At 43.2% G+C, this 21121-nt stretch carries 21 protein-coding genes and 1 pseudogene; 6 read left to right on the forward strand and 16 right to left on the reverse strand.

The features are described from left to right. Positions 1–17: 17 nt before the first annotated feature. The 5 genes from OIU26_RS21785 to OIU26_RS21805 form a co-directional block, all read right to left on the reverse strand. Complete coding sequence (locus OIU26_RS21785) at positions 18–1826, reverse strand: acyltransferase family protein (RefSeq protein ID WP_264217998.1); 1809 nt, start codon at positions 1824–1826, stop codon at positions 18–20. A gap of 183 nt (positions 1827–2009) precedes the next feature. Then, positions 2010–3161: a hypothetical protein gene (locus tag OIU26_RS21790; protein ID WP_264217999.1), complete on the reverse strand. Its 1152-nt coding sequence runs from the start codon at positions 3159–3161 to the stop codon at positions 2010–2012. Beyond that, the gene (locus OIU26_RS21795) at positions 3154–4617 is read right to left on the reverse strand and encodes a sensor histidine kinase (protein ID WP_264218000.1); all 1464 of its coding nucleotides are present in this window, start codon (positions 4615–4617) and stop codon (positions 3154–3156) included. The genes OIU26_RS21790 and OIU26_RS21795 overlap by 8 nt, the downstream gene beginning before the upstream one ends. A 2-nt stretch (positions 4618–4619) precedes the next feature. Next, positions 4620–5318 carry a response regulator transcription factor gene (locus OIU26_RS21800; protein ID WP_264218001.1) on the reverse strand — a complete coding sequence of 233 codons (699 nt, stop codon included), beginning with the start codon at positions 5316–5318 and terminating at the stop codon, positions 4620–4622. 258 nt (positions 5319–5576) lie between these two features. Next, entirely contained in the window at positions 5577–6092 is a 516-nt protein-coding gene (locus tag OIU26_RS21805) for a ring-cleaving dioxygenase (RefSeq protein ID WP_264218002.1), read from the reverse strand. Positions 6093–6478: 386 nt separating this feature from the next. On the opposite strand from OIU26_RS21805, the gene OIU26_RS21810 reads away from it, so the two are divergent. Further along, positions 6479–7081 (forward strand): lysozyme, encoded by a 603-nt coding sequence (locus OIU26_RS21810; RefSeq protein WP_064964318.1) that lies wholly within the window; start codon positions 6479–6481, stop codon positions 7079–7081. Positions 7082–7248: 167 nt separating this feature from the next. On the opposite strand, the gene OIU26_RS21815 is transcribed toward OIU26_RS21810, so the two are convergent. Beyond that, on the reverse strand, positions 7249–7848 hold the full coding sequence (locus OIU26_RS21815) for a hypothetical protein (protein WP_264218003.1): 600 nt from the start codon (positions 7846–7848) through the stop codon (positions 7249–7251). 523 nt (positions 7849–8371) lie between these two features. On the opposite strand from OIU26_RS21815, the gene OIU26_RS21820 reads away from it, so the two are divergent. Beyond that, positions 8372–8539 (forward strand): hypothetical protein, encoded by a 168-nt coding sequence (locus OIU26_RS21820; RefSeq protein WP_264218004.1) that lies wholly within the window; start codon positions 8372–8374, stop codon positions 8537–8539. 388 nt (positions 8540–8927) lie between these two features. Here the strand turns inward: OIU26_RS21820 and OIU26_RS21825 are convergent, their stop codons facing one another. The 4 genes and pseudogenes from OIU26_RS21825 to OIU26_RS21840 all read right to left on the reverse strand — a co-directional run bounded on the left by OIU26_RS21825 (position 8928) and on the right by OIU26_RS21840 (position 12165). Next, the gene (locus tag OIU26_RS21825) at positions 8928–9353 is read right to left on the reverse strand and encodes a MaoC family dehydratase (protein WP_264218005.1); all 426 of its coding nucleotides are present in this window, start codon (positions 9351–9353) and stop codon (positions 8928–8930) included. Between the two features lie 74 nt (positions 9354–9427). Continuing rightward, positions 9428–9775 carry an MmcQ/YjbR family DNA-binding protein gene (locus tag OIU26_RS21830; protein ID WP_129548661.1) on the reverse strand — a complete coding sequence of 116 codons (348 nt, stop codon included), beginning with the start codon at positions 9773–9775 and terminating at the stop codon, positions 9428–9430. 47 nt (positions 9776–9822) lie between these two features. Continuing rightward, a pseudogene (locus OIU26_RS21835) lies at positions 9823–10968 on the reverse strand (replication-associated recombination protein A); the annotation flags it as partial. A gap of 174 nt (positions 10969–11142) precedes the next feature. After that, entirely contained in the window at positions 11143–12165 is a 1023-nt protein-coding gene (locus OIU26_RS21840; protein ID WP_264218007.1) for an MBL fold metallo-hydrolase, read from the reverse strand. A gap of 165 nt (positions 12166–12330) precedes the next feature. Here OIU26_RS21840 and OIU26_RS21845 point away from each other — a divergent pair, with 165 nt between their 5' ends. Both OIU26_RS21845 and OIU26_RS21850 read left to right on the forward strand, forming a co-directional pair. Then, complete coding sequence (locus OIU26_RS21845) at positions 12331–13341, forward strand: fumarylacetoacetate hydrolase family protein (protein WP_264218008.1); 1011 nt, start codon at positions 12331–12333, stop codon at positions 13339–13341. A gap of 93 nt (positions 13342–13434) precedes the next feature. Further along, positions 13435–14016, forward strand: coding sequence for a TetR/AcrR family transcriptional regulator (locus OIU26_RS21850; protein ID WP_264218009.1), 582 nt, complete (start codon positions 13435–13437; stop codon positions 14014–14016). A 346-nt stretch (positions 14017–14362) separates the two neighbouring features. Here OIU26_RS21850 and OIU26_RS21855 read toward each other — a convergent pair whose 3' ends face one another. The 5 genes from OIU26_RS21855 to OIU26_RS21875 are packed head-to-tail and all read right to left on the reverse strand — an operon-like array spanning position 14363 to position 18708. Further along, positions 14363–15682, reverse strand: coding sequence for an ABC transporter permease (locus tag OIU26_RS21855; protein WP_264218010.1), 1320 nt, complete (start codon positions 15680–15682; stop codon positions 14363–14365). After that, on the reverse strand, positions 15675–16577 hold the full coding sequence (locus OIU26_RS21860; protein WP_025675799.1) for an ABC transporter ATP-binding protein: 903 nt from the start codon (positions 16575–16577) through the stop codon (positions 15675–15677). The genes OIU26_RS21855 and OIU26_RS21860 overlap by 8 nt, the downstream gene beginning before the upstream one ends. Beyond that, positions 16574–17539, reverse strand: a complete 966-nt coding sequence (locus tag OIU26_RS21865) for an ABC transporter ATP-binding protein (protein WP_013369245.1) — start codon at positions 17537–17539, stop codon at positions 16574–16576. The genes OIU26_RS21860 and OIU26_RS21865 overlap by 4 nt, the downstream gene beginning before the upstream one ends. Positions 17540–17544: 5 nt before the next feature. Continuing rightward, positions 17545–17946 carry a GntR family transcriptional regulator gene (locus OIU26_RS21870; protein ID WP_264218011.1) on the reverse strand — a complete coding sequence of 134 codons (402 nt, stop codon included), beginning with the start codon at positions 17944–17946 and terminating at the stop codon, positions 17545–17547. 42 nt (positions 17947–17988) lie between these two features. Then, a complete protein-coding gene (locus OIU26_RS21875) occupies positions 17989–18708 on the reverse strand; it encodes a hypothetical protein (RefSeq protein ID WP_025675800.1) in 720 nt (239 codons plus the stop codon). Between the two features lie 237 nt (positions 18709–18945). Between OIU26_RS21875 and OIU26_RS21880 the strand changes: the two genes are divergently transcribed. Then, positions 18946–19173, forward strand: a complete 228-nt coding sequence (locus tag OIU26_RS21880; protein WP_025675801.1) for a DUF1858 domain-containing protein — start codon at positions 18946–18948, stop codon at positions 19171–19173. A gap of 14 nt (positions 19174–19187) precedes the next feature. Beyond that, the gene (locus OIU26_RS21885) at positions 19188–20447 is read left to right on the forward strand and encodes a DUF438 domain-containing protein (RefSeq protein WP_264218012.1); all 1260 of its coding nucleotides are present in this window, start codon (positions 19188–19190) and stop codon (positions 20445–20447) included. Here OIU26_RS21885 and OIU26_RS21890 read toward each other — a convergent pair. Then, positions 20436–20948, reverse strand: a complete 513-nt coding sequence (locus OIU26_RS21890; RefSeq protein WP_264218078.1) for a GNAT family N-acetyltransferase — start codon at positions 20946–20948, stop codon at positions 20436–20438. The two genes, OIU26_RS21885 and OIU26_RS21890, sit on opposite strands and share 12 nt — an antisense overlap. Between the last annotated feature and the right edge of the window lie 173 nt (positions 20949–21121).

Below are 21121 nucleotides of genomic sequence, written 5' to 3' on the forward strand. Positions count from 1 at the left end.
TCCTTTCCTTTAACATGCTAGTAGGTTTTATCCTGTTTGATAGCATCAATCAAAAACGAGGCATAATACTGAGCTCCTTCCGGTTTCAGATGAACACCATCGCCATAAAACAGATCGTTGCGGTTTTCGCTGGCCGAATACCAGTCGATAAGCCGGACATTTTGGAATTCACCAGCAATTTCACGCAGATTGTCATTTACGGTATCCTGCCACCCTCTCGGTACTCTGGTCGTTATCAGATAAATTTGCCGAGAATCCTGTAGTGAAGTCAGCAAGGACTTCAGTTGACTCTGGTTAAACACGCCGTTGGTGCCGAGTTCAATAATAATTTTATTGCCAAGCTTGCCCTGTGCCTGCAGGTCATCAAGCACATTCCCAGCCTGTGACATTTGCCGACCCACCTTGCCGTCAATGGTCATACCGGGGAGCTGCTTTTCCAGAAACGGGGCAGCATCCAAAATGACGGAATCTCCGATCGCCGTGACCCCCTCTCCTTCTGCGGAATGGCCTGTACTTTCAGCAGAAGGATTTTCATCAGAATGGCCGAATTGCAGCTCTTCCGTCTGGACGGGTTCCTGGCTTACAGCTGCTGTCGCATCAGGTACAGGCTCGGGATCTGGTGAATCCGTCCTCCATAATGCCAGAATCAGAACGATGGCGATAACAATTACGACAAGGCCTGACTGGCTGCCAGCGCCTGACCTGCGGAGGGATTTTAGGCCGGTCCAAAAAGTCCCGCGGCGGATGGGCTCTTCGATGTATCTGTAGGAAAGACCCGCCATTATGAAACTGACCGTTACCTGCAGAGCAATGCGCATATAGCTGGCATCTTCGGTACTTACCGCGGGACTTGATAAAATAATGACCGGATAATGCCATATATACAGACTGTAAGATCGCTTACCGATCCAGCTTAGAGGCCGGCAGCCGAGCAATCGTTCCAATCGATTGGCCGGATGAACCAGTACAGCAATAACAACCGCAGTAATGAGTGATAAATAAAGAAAACCGCCGCGATATAGCGAATCATCAAACTGGTTGGTCTGACCGATCAGGATAAACAGCATTACAATGCCCAGCACGCCAGTCATATCCAGCATGATCCGGGCCGAAAAAGATACATTGCCGCTCAGTCTCCAGCTGGGCCAGATTACCGCCAGAGCCGCTCCGATCAAAATGGCAGACGCCCGTGTGTCCGTCCCGTAATACACCCTGCTCGGATCTGTTCCGGGTTCGTATATAACGGCCATTGCTATAGCGGATACGACAGCGCAACCCAGAATGTATAACATCAATCTGCCTCGTCGCGGTGCAAGGCACAGACCGATTAGCAGAACAAGCGGCCAGATGACGTAAAACTGTTCCTCAATGGAAAGCGACCAGAGGTGCCCGATTGGAGAAGGCGGGCCAAAGCTCTCAAAATATGAAACATGATGAAAAATGAGATACCAGTTGTTTACGTAAAAAAGCGAGGATACAAAATGGCCTTCTAATGCCTGCAGTCTGGAAAAATCGGTAATTATAAGCCACAATGCCACTGCAGTCAGCATAAAGATCATTGCCGGCAGTAGTCTGCGCGTTCGTCTTATCCAGAACCGCACAATGGAAAAACCGTTGCGTGTCCTCCATTCATAAAGGATCTGATCCGTAATCAGATATCCTGACAGGACGAAGAAAATCTCCACCCCCAGCAGCCCACCCTCTGCCCATCTGAAATGAAGATGATAAGCAATAACAGCAAGCACGGAGATGGCCCTTAGCCCATCCAGACCGGTCATATAACGTTTTATGGGTTGATTCAGATGCAGATTCCGGTTTCCATTCACTATGGTCCATTCCTTGTCCTTATAGGTTAATGATCTTGCTTCATTTACTATAGAAAAAAGATGTCGCGAAAGTTTGATCAACATGTAAACAAATTGTCACAACGGTTGCAAAAAGAAAAACCTTATTCCGGCTGACAACCGAAATAAGGTTTTTGACATATACAAATAGGGCGAGCACCATCGCTATTTCAATTCAATGATCAATGACTCCTCGCTAGGAGAATCTGTTGGTGCAGTCTGCGAGGAATCCAACTGTTTTTGTCCTTGAAGCAGTACACTTTTATTGTTCGGATTCCAGTACATATGCGTCGGCACAATTCCGCGATACACCGGTTCGTTGTACAGTATATTTCTTCCTTGCACCTTGCCTACGTAAGTGACATTTTGATCATACACCGTGTATGCGATATTTTTCCTGTCAGGCGAGAATTCAAAATCAAACACTTTTTCCAGAATGACGGAGAGTTCGCCGTTTCGCTGATCATATTCGTACAATGAACTATCCGTTCCGAGAAACACAAACTGGTCGTTATTCATCCAGGCTACTGAATCTCCACCAATCTGACGCTCGTATTGAAATTCAATATTCTTCCCGGAAACTTTCCCCATGGTTAGCACCTTTTTCAGACCTTCTTTTGTACGAAATAACTGCAGCAGTACGCTGCGGCCATCATTAGCAATGTTAACACTCAAAAGCGAGTCTTCTTTTATGATGCCTTTTAACTGATATTTTCCAGAAGTTTGAGACCCCATATCGTAGATGTACAGGCTATCAGCTTCATTATCAAGCGGGTTTTCTACCAGGTAGCCGATATACGAACTGTTGGCCGACCAGGAAACATATTGTACATAAGACTCGTTCCTGGTGCTGATCCTGGCTATATCCTTTTCCTTGCCATCCTGCAAGGAAATAAGCTTTAAGGTTGTCTCCGAGGAAGAAGGAGAAACTTCGCAAATATATTTCCCATCGGGAGAAAGTATAGTATTGGAAGTTACCTTGCCGATTCCGGGTATGGCCTTGCTCTGCTCATACGGATAAGTTAAACGTTCCAGCGTGCCTCGCTTCAGTATGGTCATGGCTCCAAACGATGCGATGACGGCATCTCCAGACGACCAGCCCAGCAGCTGACCCGTATTCGCAAAACGATCCGGAAGCCGATATATTTTTTGGACCTGAAACGGACGAGAGCTTTGATCGGTACTGGAAACCTCATTGCTGTCAGAGAGGACGATGGTCTCTGTTTTTGGTTCGGAACCGCATGCAGGCAGCAGTAATACCACGAGAGATACGACCAGCAGCATTACAAAATATTTATATTTATTGCCATTATTCATTCTCCGTTCCCCACGTTTCCAGAGCTTTAAATTCCACCGTAACAATGGTTTCATTATGCTCGTTTGTAATCAAGATGGAACCCGCAAATTCTTCAACGATGGATTTCACAATGCTGAGTCCCAATCCTACACTGCCTTCTTCCGCGCGGTCGGAATGAGCAGGATAAAATGGCTGTAACAGGCGCGACAGATGTCCTGCCTCAATCGGATCGCTTGGATTGCTAAAGATCAAGCGAATCTTTTCTTCTGCCCGCACCGCTTTTACCGATACTGCCGAAAACGGCAAACTGTATTTTATCGCATTATCAATCAAATTGATGAACAGCTGTCTGATTCTGTCCCCATCGGCCAACATGATCAATTCCTCACTCATCTCATATTCAATGGTCTTTTTATAGCGCTGTGCCCGGATCGTCATCGATTCACATACATCCCGCAGGATCAGCCCGATATCTACCCGCTCAAGCTCATTGATCATGATATTTTTGCGTGAAACTTCCAGCAGTTTTAGCACCATCGCATGCAGGCGCCTACTCTCCTCGATAATATGATTCATTCCTTTATCAAAAAAAACACGATCTTTCTCACCGTTCATTCTGATCAGCTCTGCATATCCCAGAATGGAGGTTAACGGCGTTTTCAGTTCGTGAGTAATATTGTCAAAAAAGCGCTTTTCCTGCTGGTGAAGCTCTTTCAAATGGTCCCGGTCCTTCTCAATAATATGAATCTGTCTACTAATTTGATCAATCATATCGTTAAAATTCTCAGCCAATCGGCCAATTTCATCCCTGCGTTTAAAATGAAGGCGGATATCCAAATTCCCGTTTTTTACCTCAGTGGATGCTTGCGTCAGTCTGGTCAGCGGGATGGTAATATGCCTGGAAAGAATATAGGAAAACAGAAAGGCTGCCGCAAAAATCGCCAGGGCAATATAGAGGGTAATCTGCCGAATCTGTCCGGTTTGTTCGTAAAGTGAGCTGAAATCTTTGTAAAAACGCAGGATGCCCACCTTTGAACCGTCTATAACAACCGGATAGGAGAAAAGGACAGTCGTCTTATTACGATCATAAGTAATGCTATACGCTGTATTACCACCAATCGCCTGCTGCAGATCGCTTTGCATTTGCTGCTGAAATATGGAGCTGTCTGGGGCATAAAGCAATTTGCCTTCCACCGTATACACGCCAATACTGCTGTCCGTGGTATGGTTCAGATTAGTTGCTATCTCCCTCGCAATTTCTCCAAAATACAGCTCATTGCTGCTGAAATGATTAATCAGGAAAGCCTGACGTACATACACATTGCTGTTATTTTTCAGCCCGACCAGTTCGGAGGTAACCAGATTCTGATTGCTTGTCCTGATAAATTCCTTGACTGTCTGATTAAGCACGACAAAAGAAAACGAAAAAATCAGAAAAAAACCGATCAGAAATTTGATGCTGATTTTGCGTATCATGCTTATCCACCCATTTTTTTAAATTTGTATCCGATTCCGAAGACGGTAGTAATGCATTCGGTGGCGTCCAGTTTTTTGCGGAGTCTCTGGATATGCGTATCAACCGTACGGGTATCTCCGGCAAAATGATAACCCCATACCAGATCAAGCAGTTCGGAACGTGTAAAGGTTTTGCCCTGATGTTTAACCAGCATCATAAGCAGGTCGAATTCCTTGGGGGTCAATTCAACGGGACGGCCTTCTTTTTGGACAAGCCGTTCTTCTTCGATCACTTCAATATTTTCAAACCGAATGACGGCTTTCGTGACTTCTTCCCTGTCCGGGCTGCTCGCCTGCTCCACTCTACGCAAAATGGTTCGAATGCGCGCAACAACTTCGCGCAGATCAAAAGGCTTGGTAATATAATCATCGGCACCGAATTCAAGGCCTAGAATTTTATCGGTAATATCCGATTTGGCCGTAATCATGCAGATCGGTATGTTATAGTCCATAGTCACCTTTTTGCAAATGTCTAGACCGCTCTGGTCAGGCAGCATCCAATCCAGCAGTAGCAAATCGGGCTGAAACGACTGCAGCTCCTGCATTCCCGCTGCTCCGCTGGCCGCTGTGCGTGTCTGGAACCCCTCCATAGAAAGCCCGTACGAAAGCAAGTCGGCAATCGGGGCATCATCTTCGATAATAAGAATCTTTGCTTTATTCATCGTAATCCTCATCTCTTTTTTTGGTACGGCAGGTTTATGACATTGTCCATTATATTAATCATTCAGGGGAAAACAAGCAAATGTATATTGTAAATCCTCATACCCGCTATCAGCATATAGCCCCACCTTTTCTGTTATAAGAAGCCGTACCATGAGCGTTTTTCGATAAAAACTTAAGCAACCATAGTCGATAAACAAACTAAGGTTGCTTATAGGAAGTTCATCCCAGTTCCAGCTGTTATTGGCCTATTCGAATGGTCAATCATGAATAACGAAATCTTCGTCTAATGTGAAAGTGATGTGTCCGATGTTTTCGATCCATACCTCTACTGGATAAGATACGGCCTCTTTTCCGTTTGAAAAAAACCACTCTCTTCCTTTATGCACAATGATGAATAGACCATGCTCATCCCCTATGGGAGCAAAGTTTTCAGATGACTCTTCAAAGTTCGGTATCCCCAGTTCATTTAACTTTTTCACTGCATTTGGAACGTTTTTCGAAACGATACCGATCTCACTCATCCCTATCAAATCCTTCATCGAAAATGGATAATCCTTTTGGTTTTTCATATTATGCCTAGCAATGAATTCTACGATATTTCCTGACGGGTTCTCAAAATAGAATGAATGAGAATTCCAGAAATCGAAAAACACTTCATCTTCGTGATCCTCTTCAATAAGACTGATTTGAGAAGATACCCTTTTTTTCGCTTCTGTAAATTTATTCTCTGGAATGTTGATGGCTATATGATAATAAGGCTTACCATACTGCACTTAGAATCGATCATCCGCCTTTTTGAAGACCACTTGCGTATAGCCCATATAAACCGTAAATTCATTATCATCGCAATTAAATAATCCAATTTGGAGTAAAATACCTTCGTATCTTCGAATTCATTTATCCACAGAACAACTTGTTAAATTTCATTTTCATTCCTCCTATAGATTAACAGGAACTCTAAGTCAAAATGATTGAGGTTATACAAACTTTTGATATTAGTGAATTGAAATAAAATTTGGAGAGTGGTTGTAAAAAAGAGACTCATTTTTCTTTATATATGTGAAGGCAATGCGGCATTGCAGAAAACTTGGGAATGGTGCTCTGTCTATGATTCCTCCTTATTGTTCTTCTACTAATATTAATTTCAGGAGTGATTATTATGGCAAATTTCTCCTTAGGCACAGATGGAGCAAACCTTATCAAAAAACATGAGGGATTTTCCTTGAAATTTTATGGAGATCCTTATGGGTATCCAACAGTTGGATGGGGACATTTGATAACAAAGTCTAAAGTATATACTAAGAATACAACAGGTAATCCAAATGATTCTCTTCTCTCTCAAGTACAAGCTGATGCTCTATCAAAATCTTTAAATTTAGGTTATACTTCACCAATTTCTCAGTCTAAAGCAAATACTTTTTTTTCTAATGATACTGCAAGTGCTGTAGCGGCAGTAAATAACTTGGTACTTCCTAGCGGTCATAAATTTTCACAATCTCAGTTTGATGCACTTGTTTCGCTCACTTTTAATGCAGGTCCTGGGGTGCTAAAAACCAATGATGTAAAAGCTATGCTTGCCAATGCGCATATATATCCAACTTTTGTTGGTCCACTTTCACAAAGTCAAATTGATACTTGTTCAAAATTAGTCAGCAAAGCATTTTCATATGATAGAAATTTACAAAAAAGAAGAAATGAAGAAGCAACTTTATTTTGTAAAGGAAGGAAGTATACTCACAAATATCCAGTATATACACTATAGTTTAATCGTTATACGACATAAACAAGAAAGGTCAGCCTAAAGGCTGACCTTTCTTGTTTAAAAAATTATATTCACAGGCATTTTCAGAATCGCTTATAGGATATACTTACCTTCCTGGATATTTTCTATTTTATTAGCACAGAACTTATTACATAACCTTAATTCATTTAATCAGTAATTTTTTTAAGTTCAAAAATAGTTGCCTCTGATAACAAGATAAGCCTATCGTTATTAACAACAAAAAAACTTACACTTACAGGTATGCTAAGTTTTGTAGAAGGGTCACTTATATCTATTGCTTTTACTACATCATTTATATTTAAGTCTGGGATATCTATTTTATATAATCTATAAAAAGAGTCAGAGTTATGGCATGTCGCTGTAATCTCATATAATGGATTTTTTAATTCATATTGATAATTACTATAGTTTTTAAGTCCTTTTGATGAAAAAAAGTCTTTTTTGATTATAATTTCGTCTCCAATAAATTTTTGCCCTGTTGGATATTCAGAAGCATCATTATATGAATTTGCAAATCCTAAAAGCTTCTCAACTTTCCAATTTCCATAGAAATATTTTTCAGTTTCACTATCCAGACTTATACGTTCTACAGTACAATATTCGGATGTGTTTTTTGGAATAATAGACTCTTCCGTTTCAGGTTTAGGCTCACTAGAAGTATTTGGATTTGATGTCGTGTCAACATTTCCACAAGCTGATGCTAGCATCAACATTATCATAATACAAGCCAATAATGTTTTTTTCATATCTCACACTCCTACTATAAAGTTATGTTTTCGCATGTTTACTCGCTTGCTAACTGAATTAATCCCCGTATGGATTAAAATCTCCTATTCCATCGTTTTTATATCACCATGTGCTAAAAGCTACTACCATACAGCGAGTAATCCTTCACTGCTGTATAACAAATGGGGTGATACTTTTTCTTTATTTTCCGATGCCTTTATCAGTTTTGCCTCAGTATTTTGTTCCGGTTGAGTTGTTACTTGTTTACTGGGAGGCTCGCTCGCACCTCGCGTAACCATTGTAGGCTTATCTGACCCACATCCTGAAAGCAAAACTCATCTACCTAGCAGAAATTATATCAGAGCAATTGAAGCGATGAATGACATAAAATTAACATTATTTATGAATAAGGTTAACTTTATGTTATCTAAATCACAAACAACAATACGCCCAAATTGAACCTACCCAAGTCATTTTTTTGTTGGAAAATTTCAGGAAATCATCCTGTCGTTATACCTCCGGACACTGATTGTCAAGACGCTCATGTATACCACAATCGGGGTAAGCGAACTCATCAATATTCGGCTGACGGACATTGATTTTCATTGCTGCCAAATTCGCATTAATAACGGAAAGGACTGCAAGGATCGCATTGTTCCATTTTCCCGCAGTCATTTAAAGAAGTACTGGCCATGTATGTTGACGCGATGAAGAAAAAACAGGCAATGTATCTATTTGAGTCATCGTGGAAGAAGAAATATACGGATCGAGGTATTTGGAAAATTTTAGCCAAGTATTCGGAAGAAGCCAGTCTTACATAAAACCTTACGCCATATAAACTACGCCACTTCCTACTAACCTGGCTGAAAAAGAAGAGAATTGACGACGCACTCATACAACCGTACTCCGGCCATGAAAGCCGCAAGTCATTAGAAATGTATTCAAAGCTCGCCATTACCGAAACACAAAACGAGTACAACGAGGTTATCAACAAATTTCCATTCTAACCCATACGCTTGCACTTAGTGACAGCGACGCTGGTATTACCCCAATACGTAAATTAGGGATATCCCGTCAATTTCATTTATTTAACGATACGTTATTTTTTTATTATTACAGAAAGATCCCCTTCAAAAATTTTTTGAGTCGTATGATTAAAAGTGGATAAATTCACAGTTACAATTCCTGTATTCTTTCGGTTATCTTCTAGATTAATGACTTCAACAACTACATGTAACTCATCATTAGGGTATACAGGTTTCATAAATCGGATATTATCCATAGCAGTACCAGCCACTACATCTTCACCGTATAAACCACACTCTACCCATAGTTTAAATGTTAGAGCTAATGTTTGGATTCCTGAAGCAATAATTCCTCCAAACATGCCTTCCTGAGTTTTCTTCTCATCCAAATGCATGTACTGAGGGTCAAATTCAGATGCGAATTCTATAATTTTTTCTTTGGTTACTTTTATAGAATCAGTCTCGAACCGCTGCCCTACAAAGAATTCATTAAACTTCATATTACACCTCTCTAAACGGATACTTTTACATAATGACTTCCGCAAAATTTAATTATCAATAAGAAATTTATTCTCTAGCTAGTATGTTTTTTGGAGCTTTTTGGCTTGGTCAATTCGAAGCTATGATGCACCATATCGTGAACTTCATCTTCTGGTAGATTACCATCTAATATTACTGTATTCCAATGTTCCTTGTTCATGTGATAACCAGGCTTTACCTCTTCAAACGCTTTTCGCAAAAAATCAGCATGATCAGGGTTGCATTTTAGGTTGACGCAAAGATGCTCATCATGATTGTATATCAAGGCAAAAATTTTTTTGTTCCCTTGATGTCTCATCGCAGTCCATCCGTCTCCAAAAGGGTGATCTTCATATGAACTTGGATATGATAAGCAATGCTCAATAATTTCTTCTATTGTCATGACGAATTACCTCGATTTCTATTGGATCTTCTATGCATTAAACGCAATTAGGTTTCTTTGTGGCTTGCATACCATGCTGAAATCTCTTCCATCCGTTGTTTAAACTTCATTTCAGATCCTTGTATAGTGGGGTGGTAATATTCCCATCCGATGAGAGAATCTGGCATGGTCTGCATCATTGATATTTTTCTTGTGTATCATGGGCATATTTATAACCTTTCCCGTAATTCAGTTCTTTCATCAACTTAGTCGGAGCATTTCGTAAATGCAAGGGACAGGTTCATTTACGGAATGCAGGGCGTCTTTTTTTTGGCAGCTCTATAGGCCAAATAAGCTGCGTTGGACTTCGGGGCCAAGGTGAGATAAATGACAGCTTGGGTTAGATGTGCATCGCACTCTGGTATACCAATAAACTGACAAGCCTGGAAGACAGCTACTGATATCTCCAAAGCTCGGTTATCTGCTAAACCAATGTCTTCACTTGCAAATCTGACCAATCTTCGGGCAATAAATAATGGATCTTCTCCGGACTCCAACATGCGCGATAACCAGTAAATTGCAGCATTAACATCACTATTTCTCATCGCCTTATGCAAAGCAGATATGATGTTATAATGTTCCTCACCATTTTTGTCATATAACAATGACTTGCGATTTAACATTTGTACTAAATCGTTTTTATTCACTACAATGGCTCCATCTGATTTTTTCCTGTGTAATACAGCCATTTCTAGTGTGTTTAAAGCTATTCTGGCATCTCCATCGCAATATTCAGCAATCGCTGATAGAACGCCTTCTTCGATCTCGATTGATTGATTATTAAACCCTTTTGGGTTCGCTAATGCTTTCTGTAATAGCTCTAAAATATCTGCATGATTGAGCGGATGAAGCACAAACACTTTACTACGAGAAAGCAAGGCTGAATTTACTTCAAACGATGGATTTTCGGTTGTTGCTCCAATCAATATAATGCTTCCTTTTTCCACATAAGGCAGAAAGGCATCCTGCTGTGCTTTGTTAAAACGATGAATTTCATCAATAAATAAAAGTGTTTTCTCACCTAATTGCCTGTTTCCTTCAGCTTCTTTCATGACACTACGAATATCTTTGATACCGCTAGTCACAGCGCTAAAATCAATAAATTTAGATTGCGTTTGATTGGCGATTATTTTAGCTAACGTTGTCTTTCCCACCTGTTTGGAGATTTGAGCTGCGAAAGTTAAGTTAGTCATAAGTCCATCTCCATTTTTCTTTATAATCGGTTCTAAACGGCGATTTTAATTCCGTGGAACAATAAAAAAACGGCCGCTGTTCGCATCGTTTGCGACAAGGCCGTTTTTTGTTTTTCGTACGCTAGCTTCAACTTGCTATTCTTGCCAAACACTCATAGGGTCCCATGGCTTGATCTGATCGCCATATTTTCCGGCCAAAAAAGCTTTCATGTCTTCCAGCTTAGCAGGCACCTCGTTCCAAATTGGAAGGGGTGGTAACCCTCGTTTGCTTTTCAATAGGATATCCACTGTAACATACAACCGTTCTGGCTGAATCCAATGAAGGAAGCGGGAAATATCAATTTGCTTGGTCAGGGACAAGGTATCAATTTCGTCATTGTAATGCTTGTTAAACTCGCTAATCAGGTTCAGGAGGTAGTCTCTTTGCTCCTTCACGAAGTCCAGGCCGCAGATGGCGCCATGTCCTGGAACAACGATTTCGGGTTTAATTTCATCAATAATGCGATCAAGCACTTTAACCCAATTGAGGGTTCCCTCTTCGCTGTATGCCGTACAACCGTTAAACACGACATCGCCGGCGAACAGCACCTTTTCTTTTGGCATCCACAGCAGCAAGTCACTGTCAGAGTGGGCCGGAGCTACGTTGTAAATCATAACTTCCATATCGCCAAGACGGATGTTGATATCGTCCTTTATCTCAATATTCGGGAGCACCCATTCTACACCTTCCAGGTCGAATCCTTCAAATTCCGCTGCAAAAAACCGCTCGCCCGAAGTCGATTCCGGAGAATTCTTTCCTCTTCTGATGACGCTATCCATCCAGGCGATATTTTCGGTGAGACGCTCTCTGGACGCTTCCTTGTGCATAATAATGCAAGCATCTTCAAACACTTTGTTTCCCCAGGCATGGTCACTGTTATAGTGCGAATTCACCACATAGGCGGGAGAGCCGCCGTTGCTTACTTCCTTAAAAGCCTCCCGCATTTCCCGCGCATGGAACAAATCGAAGAACGTGTCATACACCAGCCCTCCGCCCTTGTTGATGAACCCGACATTGGCCCAACTGATGCCGCGATACGGCGAAATACCGGCAAAGACGCCATTTGCGACTTCAAAAAATTTAACGCGAGGTTTTTGGATAATACGTCCATACTTCATGAAAATTCTCCTTTGCGTATATGTTTTTGGGGTAAAGCACACTGATTATGTCTTTAATATAGAGAATCGAAAACATAAATGCAAGCAAGCACTTGCATGCATTTATGTTATGCAATATGATAGTAACAGAACAACATCAAACAACATGAATGGAGGCGCTGCAACATGAAGCTAGTAACCTTTCAAACCAAGACATCTCAGGAACCTTTGTTTGGGCTTGTAATTAACGAGAAATTTGTCGTGTCTTTTGCCGCAATCATGAAAAAGCAGGGAACATTCGTTGACAGTCTTGAAAGTATGGACAGCTATCTTCATTATTTGCCGGCAAGTTATGATGCCGCTAAGGAATTGATGCAATATGCTGTCGAACTGTCGCATCAATTCAATGAAAATGAAGTCTGCCCGATTGCAGCGGTAAAATTGCTGCCGCCGGTTCCGCATCCGGCTGCGCTTATCGATTTCGGGCTGACGCCAAGACATCTGAGAAATGCTGGCGTAAATCTGCTGCAAAGAGAATACACAGGACCGGAAAGAGAAGAACTTAAACGAAAAATTGCTGAAAAATCCCAGCGAGATCCGAATAAAGTAATTTTCAGTTATTACAAGTGTAACCATAATGCATTAATTGGCGATGGGGATACGATACATTGGCCTTCGTACTCTTCCTACCTGGATATCGAGCCGGAGCTGGCCTTTGTTACAGGGAAGGGGAACTGCATTGCAGGTTATGTTATTTTTAACGACAGTACTGTTCGCGATGTGCAGTGGCCTGATTTCCTGGCGCTGACTGGACCGACGCGCTGCAAAGATTTTGATCGCAGCAAAGGAATAGGACCATTTCTGGCTACGCCGGATGAAATCGGCAACCCGCTGGCACTGGATGTGGATGTACGGATCGGGGAGAGACTGCACTGGAAGGGAAGCACATCCGAGTATTCTGTACCCCCTGCAAAAGTGATGGAGGAGATTCTCAAAGTTTTCACGCCGCTCCCGGGCACGATTATAGGAATGGGGACGATACCGGATTGCTGCGCAATCGAGACCGAACAATGGCTGTTGCCCTCTGACCGAATCCAGATTACATTTGATAAATTAGGCTCGCTCACGCAATTGGTGCCTGATCATGTCAAGATTACTGAACCAAGCCGCTGGGAAAAAAGAAGCGATTTGCCTTAAATAAACGTTTATGAAAATGATGAACCCCGACCCTGCTGCATATGCAAAATCTTGTAGTAGAATAGGTTTAACATATGTAAAAGGAGAAATGCAATGCAAACTTCAGACAGAATCATTGAAGCCGCGACACGGCTCATCAAAAAGAAGGGCTATCGGGGAGTAAGCACCAAAGCCATTGCAACGGAAGCTAAAGTCAATGAATCTACGATTTTCCGGCAATTTGGAAGCAAGCAAGGCATATTGGAAGCCATCATTGAAAGACATTCGGATTTCCCGCAATTTGAGAAGCTGTTAAAAGAGGATGCGACCGATAATCCGGAAGTAGATCTGCTGAATGTAAGTCAGCAGTACCGTTTGTTTTTCCATAAAAATGCGGACATCATTTTGATTGGCATCCGTGACAAAGGAATGCTTCCCGAATTGGACAGAGTGCTGGCCGATCCGCCGGTGAAGCTGCACTCCTTGCTGGTTGAATATTTTGAACGCCTGCAGAAGAAAAAAGTTATAGCCAGACAGGATGAGCGTCTTGCCGCCATGACTTTCCTCTCGATGTGCTACGGATTTCAGATGAGCGAGCTGATTCACCGGCAATATCAGTCCCAACTCGTCACCGAGGAAGAGTTCTACAAGCACAGTGTCTCATTGTTTGTTAAAGGAATCTTGTCTCAGTCATAAGCTTTATTGATTTATTTAATGATAAGTCTAACTTCTCCTCTCAAAACATCACCAATTATTAATCATCACCATATAAAGTAGAAAAGCCTTGATCCATCGGTACTTCTGATGAATCAAGGCCCCCACTTTGTCTCAAACATATATTGAAAAAAATCTCATTTATTAATTACATTTGTCTCAACTATAATGGTTACTCACAAAATTACTCTAAGAAGCTAAAAACTAGTCCAATCACTGTTTACTGATGCATAAATATTCATTTCTTACTAATTATGAAAAAAATCTCATTAATTCTGAAAACATTCTCATTAATTATGACACCACACACACATGTATTGCCAAAAATTTAAATCTTATAAGCTTTCATCGCTTTTCTTAGCTCTTTGAATGAAGGTCGTTTCCCGTACATTAAGACACCCGTACGATAGATCTTGGCGGCCAACCAACCGAACAACAAAATGGAAACAACCAGAATGGCAAGTGACAGCCAGATTTCCAGGAAGCTCGCCCGCTCCAGACCAATCCGCAACAGCATAACGGTAGGAGAAAAGAATGGAATGTACCCAGCCACCTTAACGAAAATCGTATCAGGTGCGGCGATATTGAAGATACCGATATAGAAGGCTGCCAGTGACAGCACGGTAATTGGCATAATGGCCTGCCCCAACTCCTCGGTACGGCTAACAATGGAGCCCACCGCAGCGAACAGTACTGCATATAGAAAGTAGCCAAGGATGTAAAATATGAGACCATATCCTAGCACCGCGATATTCAGTTGCGACAGATCCAGCCCGGCAGAGCTAAGGATCACATTATTATGTGGCAGCATAAGATTGGCACACACAACGGCTGCAAAAACAGCAATTTGCAGCAGACCAACCAGGAAGATGCCGATAATTTTCCCAAACATTTGGGTCAACGGCGAAACACTTGTGATGAGAATCTCCATGATCCGTGAGCTTTTTTCCGATGTTACTTCTGCAGCAATCATATTCCCCGTCATCATGGAAGAGGTGAAGAATAATATCATCAATACATAGACCAAACCATAGTTAATCATGGAGGTTTCTTTTTCCTCTGTCCCTACAGCTCCCCCTGGTTCAGATGGACTGTCTACTTCTCTGCTATCTACTATTACAGGTGTACTGATTTCACGAATTTGATCACTGGTCAACGATTTATTGCCCATAATAGCCTTGACCTTTGCTTCCTGAAGTCCCGTTTGCACCAATGTGATTACAGCCGGAGATGGCTCTTTTTCTACAGAGACGTACTCCACTTTGGGAAATGTGTCTTCCTTGGCGGCTGGCTCCGTGAACTGCACATAACCTTGCAGCTTCCCATTTTTCAAGGCTTGCTGCATTGCTGGCGCTTGTACGCTGTCATAACGTACCCAGATGGCTGCCGGGTTGGACTGCTCCTTGGTAAACTGCTCCAGCTGATTCGCCACTTCTGTCTGGTTCCCGGCAATCAGCCCCAAGCGTTGATGCTCAGCTGCCGTTGTACCGGAACCTCCGGCCCCTTCTCCTTTAAACAAAGAAATCAAATATGGCAGATTCATGCCAACCGTAATAAGCAAAGCCAGTACCAGTGTCGTAATGATAAAAGATTTGGTCCTCGCCTTCTGACGAAACGTAAAACCGATCACCGTACCTAGTCTATTCATGGGAATCCCCCACCTCTCTTATGAAAATTTCGTTGAGCGTAGGTTCCTTGATCTCAAAATGCTCCACATCCGTTTGCCCCAACGCTGTTTGCAAAATTAACTTCGCCGCATCCGGCTGCTCAATATGCAGCATCCAGCCACGATCCATATTCTCTATGCTGCGTACGCCTGGCAGCTGTTCCAGCCCGCTCACTTCCCCCGTAGTGATGAGACGAACTTTTTCACGTGGATAGCGGCCTTTAATCTCTTGCACACTTCCTTGCACCACAGTATTTGAGCGATGCAAAATCGTAATATGTCGGCACAGTTCCTCCACATGCTCCATACGGTGGGTTGAGAATAAAATCGCAGCCCCATCATCCCGTAATTCCTTCACCGTATCCTTAAGCAATTCGACGTTCACCGGGTCTAGTCCACTGAAGGCCTCATCCAAAATGAGCAGCGTTGGGCGATGCACAACCGCGGCAATAAAACCCATTTTTTGCTGATTTCCCTTGGATAGCTCCTCAATCCGCTTGTCATAATATTCCGGCACTCCAAAGCGTTCCAACCAGTAGCGTAGACTTTTGTCTGCCTCCTTGGCCGACATTCCGCGCAGCCTGCCCAAATAGTTAATTTGCTCGCTCACCTTCACCTTGGGGTACAACCCACGCTCTTCGGGCAAATAGCCCATTGTCCGCTGAAGCTCCTTGCTGTAGGGCTTGCCCTCATATTGGATGCTTCCCCCGTCAGGGTAAATCAGACCGAGCACCATGCGCATCGTTGTCGTTTTGCCTGCTCCATTGCCTCCCAGCAGTCCGTAAATCTCGCCGCCGTTCACATTCAGCGATATTCCATTTACCGCCGTATGGTTCCCATATTGCTTCACGACCTTTTCCAATTGCAGCATACTCATGATTGTTTTACCCCTTCCTTCTCCATAAATGTCTCTGCATTCGCAGATATTTGTCCTGCAGACCAATATACTAAAATATCATCCAGTTCCAGACGCCGCACACGGATGGGGCGAATCCCCGCTTGTTCCAATATAGCACTGGCCTCCCCGGCTGCCAGCGTTATAATTCGCTGTAAATTCCCATCACTCTCCGTCTCTACAACTCCCGGAAGCTCCGATGCCTCCTCTGGTGTACCTTCAAACCACATTTCCTTGCCATTTTCGAGCAGATGGTCTTTTTCCAGTTTGCCAAGCAGCCTGCCATCGTGCATCAAGACAATATAATCCGCCAAACGCTTGATCTCGTCCATGATATGGGTAGCAATAATGATCGTCGTTTTGCCGTTCTTCATACAATCCCGCAGTTCATCTAGCATGATTTTCCAGGCAAAAGGATCTAAACCTGATGAAGGCTCATCCAGCAGCAACACACGAGGGTGTGGCGCCAAGGCAGCAGCCAATTCAAATTTCCGACGCTGTCCCTTGGACATACGCGATAATTTCGTATGTGATGGAACCTGAAAGCGGTCCATTAAACGCTGAAAACGTGTTTCATCCCAGCCGGGATACCACAATGCTCGAAAAGCCGCTGCTGCTTCTGCCGTTAATCGATCCTCCTCACGAACCGGCTGCTCCGGTATATACCCAACCCATTGTCGTGTATCTGCCGGCATGCCGTCGGGGTATGCTTGACCGAACCAACGAATCTCACCGGAATCCGGATGAACAAGCTGAGTCAGCAAATGAATCAATGTGCTTTTCCCTGATCCGTTATGTCCAGCCAAAGCGACCACATATCCTGGTTCAACCGTTAAATTAATCGGCCCAATATTCCGGTTACCCCGGGTTTTATAGACCTGGCTCATCTCAATAATTGGTGCTTTCCTCTGTATTTGCGTAGGAACTTCCACATGATTGTTCACAGCTGTCACTCCTTCACCTGGACTTCATACCTTCTTTTCACCATTTCTGCAAAAAGCTCCAATAATTCCTGCTCTGTCATCTGTACAGCGATGCCTGTGGCAATCGCCGTTTCCAATGCCTCGGTCACCGCTTTAAGGCGGTAACCTGAGCGCATATCATCCTCGACCAGAGCGACAAAGGTGCCCGTTCCCTGCCGGGTACGTAGCAAGCCTTCGTTCTCCAAATCCTGATAGACCCGCCGGACGGTGATTACACTACAACGAAGCGTCCCCGCAAACTCACGAATGGAGGGAAGCAGCGTTCCCGCTGCAACTTGTCCGGTTACAATGAGTGAACGAAGCTGCTTTTCAATCTGCGCATACAGCGGTTCCGCGCTATTCTCATCAATTTGCACTGGAATATTCACCTGCTTTCCCCCCCCTTTTTTGTTATTTTTGTACACATACTACTAAGTTAAGTTCCGTTTCATGAGTTTACGCTGTGTCACCCGATAGGACACTGACATAGCCAGAACTCCTGCTAACAATGCTCCCCACATCACCGGGGACAACAGCAACCATTCCTTACTGTAAGAAGCCGTTATCGATACCAGATTGGCCCCACATACTCGAGCTATAATCGTAACCATCCCGCACATTAGCATGATCACAATAGATAGCCAGAAGTACTCTTTTCCTCTTTTCAAAAATTCCAAGTGAATATAAATGGCTTGAATGAGCATTCCGTAGCCTATCCAGGTCAGAGCAAACGATACAAAGAAACCTGTGCTGGCATATACCCGAAGCGTACCTGACAACGTAAACAAAAGAGCAAAAAATATCACACTATTCGCAACAAACGCCAACACCGCCTGTTGAATTCGACTCATAATTACCGCTTTCATCGGTATAGGCAAGGTGCGGAAAAAGGCTAGCATGTGCGTATAAGAATCTTCCTGCAAATATTTGAACGCTCGACGGTTATAAATGAACCCCAAAAACGGAATCAACGTCAGCATGATGAAATCAGCTACTGGACTCAAGGCTGCATGCTCACCCCATTGCACACTTACTGCAAAACTCATGGTAAATCCCAAATACGCAATAAACAGCAACGTCCATAGTGCTGCATATGGATTCTTGCGAAAATCCTGACGGGTAATCATCCATGCTTGCTTCATGATCGTCATTTTCTTATCCTGATCCCTTCTGCACTGCCTGTGAATAACGACCTCGTTCGCTCTTCATTTCGAAGGTGTTACGACAGTATTCAGTGTTATTACTGTATATATCCTTATACACAGTATATAAACCAAGATTTACAGTTGTCAACCACCTGAACAATATTGTGCGTACAATCACAATAGCTCGTTTGGACCTATGCTACTCTGTAAATGAAAAACGTTCTCAATCGAGGGGATGAACAAATGGATAAAATACTGCATTGGGATGAGTCCATATTTAACCTTGTTAATCGTCATCCTGAAGTGAAGGACATTATGGTAGAACTAGGTTTTCACGATATTGCCAAGCCCGGTATGCTCCAAACCGCAGGACGTTTTATGACACTGTCCAAGGGAATTGCATTGAAGAAAATAGGTATGGAAACTGTGCAGCAGACGTTTATGCAACATGGTTTTACCATTCAAAAATAAAGGGGTTAACGATCATGAGCGAGCTAATTAACAACCGTGAACATACAGCACAGGAATTAACGGAGCGTCAGCGAATACTGAAGGAAATTATTAAAGAACTACATGCTGGGAAAAGCGTGGAGGAAGTCAAAGCGCGTTTTGCAGAGGCTGTTGGTGGAGTAAGTGTGGCAGAAATTTCAGCGATGGAGCATGCCTTAATGACTGAGGAAGGAATTCCGGTGTCGGAAGTCCAACGCCTCTGTTCCGTTCATACGTCGATATTCAAGGGCTCTATTGAGGATATTCACCGTCCTGCAGGACCTGAGGAACAACCGGGACATCCTGTTCACACCTTTAAGCTGGAAAATCGTGAGATCGAACGGCTAGTCAACTTTAAGCTGGCATTGCATGCAGAGCAATTTCAAAAAGAAGACAGTCCCAAGGTTATTTACAAGCTGCTTGAGGATTTAAGTCTGCTGATGGATGTAGACAAACACTATAGCCGCAAAGAAAATCTGGTCTTTCCTTATCTAGAACGTTATGGAATCTTTGGTCCAACCAAAGTAATGTGGGGAGTGGACGACGGCATTCGTGCCGCAATCAAGGATGCGAAGAAGTTGCTCATCGAATATAACGGAGATCGTGAGCAGATCGGGAAGGCGCTTGCCCATATCATGAGCGAAGTGAATGAAATGGTATTCAAGGAAGAAAATATTTTGCTGCCGATGGCACTCAGTAAGCTGACCGAGGATGAATGGCTAAAAATAGCCCGGGAAAGCGAGGAAATCGGTTTCTGCCTGACCGCTCCTGAGCGTGAATGGATACCTGAACGGGCAGAGGAGCCTGTAGAAGCCCTTGAGCAAAAAGAAGACACTTCTGGCACTCCGCAAGGGTTCGTGCGATTTGAGACAGGGATTGTATCTGTACAACAATTGGAACTGCTGTTGAATCATCTGCCTGTGGACCTGACCTTTATCGATGAAAATGATGTTGTTCGCTATTTCTCTCACGGTAAAGAACGGATCTTTGCCCGCACAAAGGCCGTCATTGGTCGTACCGTGCAAAATTGCCATCCGCCGCAAAGCGTGCATGTCGTTGAGAAACTGCTGGAGGATTTTAAGGCCGGCCGCAAGGATGTTGAGGATTTTTGGATTCCAATCAAGGACAAATTTGTCTACATCCGTTATTTTGCCGTTCGGGATAACGAAGGACGCTATCTGGGAACGCTGGAATTCACGCAAAATATCGCTCCTATTCGCGCCTTGGAAGGACAAAAACGTATTCTATCGGAATAGCAGCCAGCCGTAAGCCACCATGTTCAGGTTTTTGCCACCCATATTTATAATATGCTGTTCTACTATAGGCTTGGCCCCCAGTCTTTCATAAAAAGTACACGCTGGATTATCTGCCAGCACCCACACCATAACAGAGTGAATATCCATACTATTAAAATGTTGAAGCAAGCGTAGAAAAAGTCTCTTACCGAGCCCTAAACTATGGTATTCACTCAAAACATAAATAGCCGTGATCTCTCCCCCATACGGGGGATATTCCCCTGACTTTTCCGGACCTCCACTCACAAATCCGATAATTTCCCCTTTTTCATTTTCAGCCACATATACGAGGTGACCGTCTTCAGTAGATAGATTCGCATTCCATAATTCTATTCTTTGCTCATAGGAAAGACGTTCCAGAACCTCGGCAGGCATGATATCTTTGTATGTCGTTCTCCAGCAGTCTACGTGCACCTTGGCGATGTCTTCGGCATCTGATATCATCGCTTCCCTGATCATCATGTGGGTTCCACTCCTAGTTTCCAATATTATGCCTCCTATTATACCGACGATCCGAATCTCGATCTATGATCTATAACAAGAAGCTCATTGTTTGGTGAAGTGGATATGCCATCCTAAAAAACTTACCAAGAGAGTCTTATGCACACGACCCGCACATTGGACTCCCTATGGCA

The organism is Paenibacillus sp. BT-177, assembly GCF_025846815.2.
In the GTDB taxonomy this organism is placed as follows: Bacteria; Bacillota; Bacilli; order Paenibacillales; family Paenibacillaceae; genus Paenibacillus; species Paenibacillus polymyxa_C.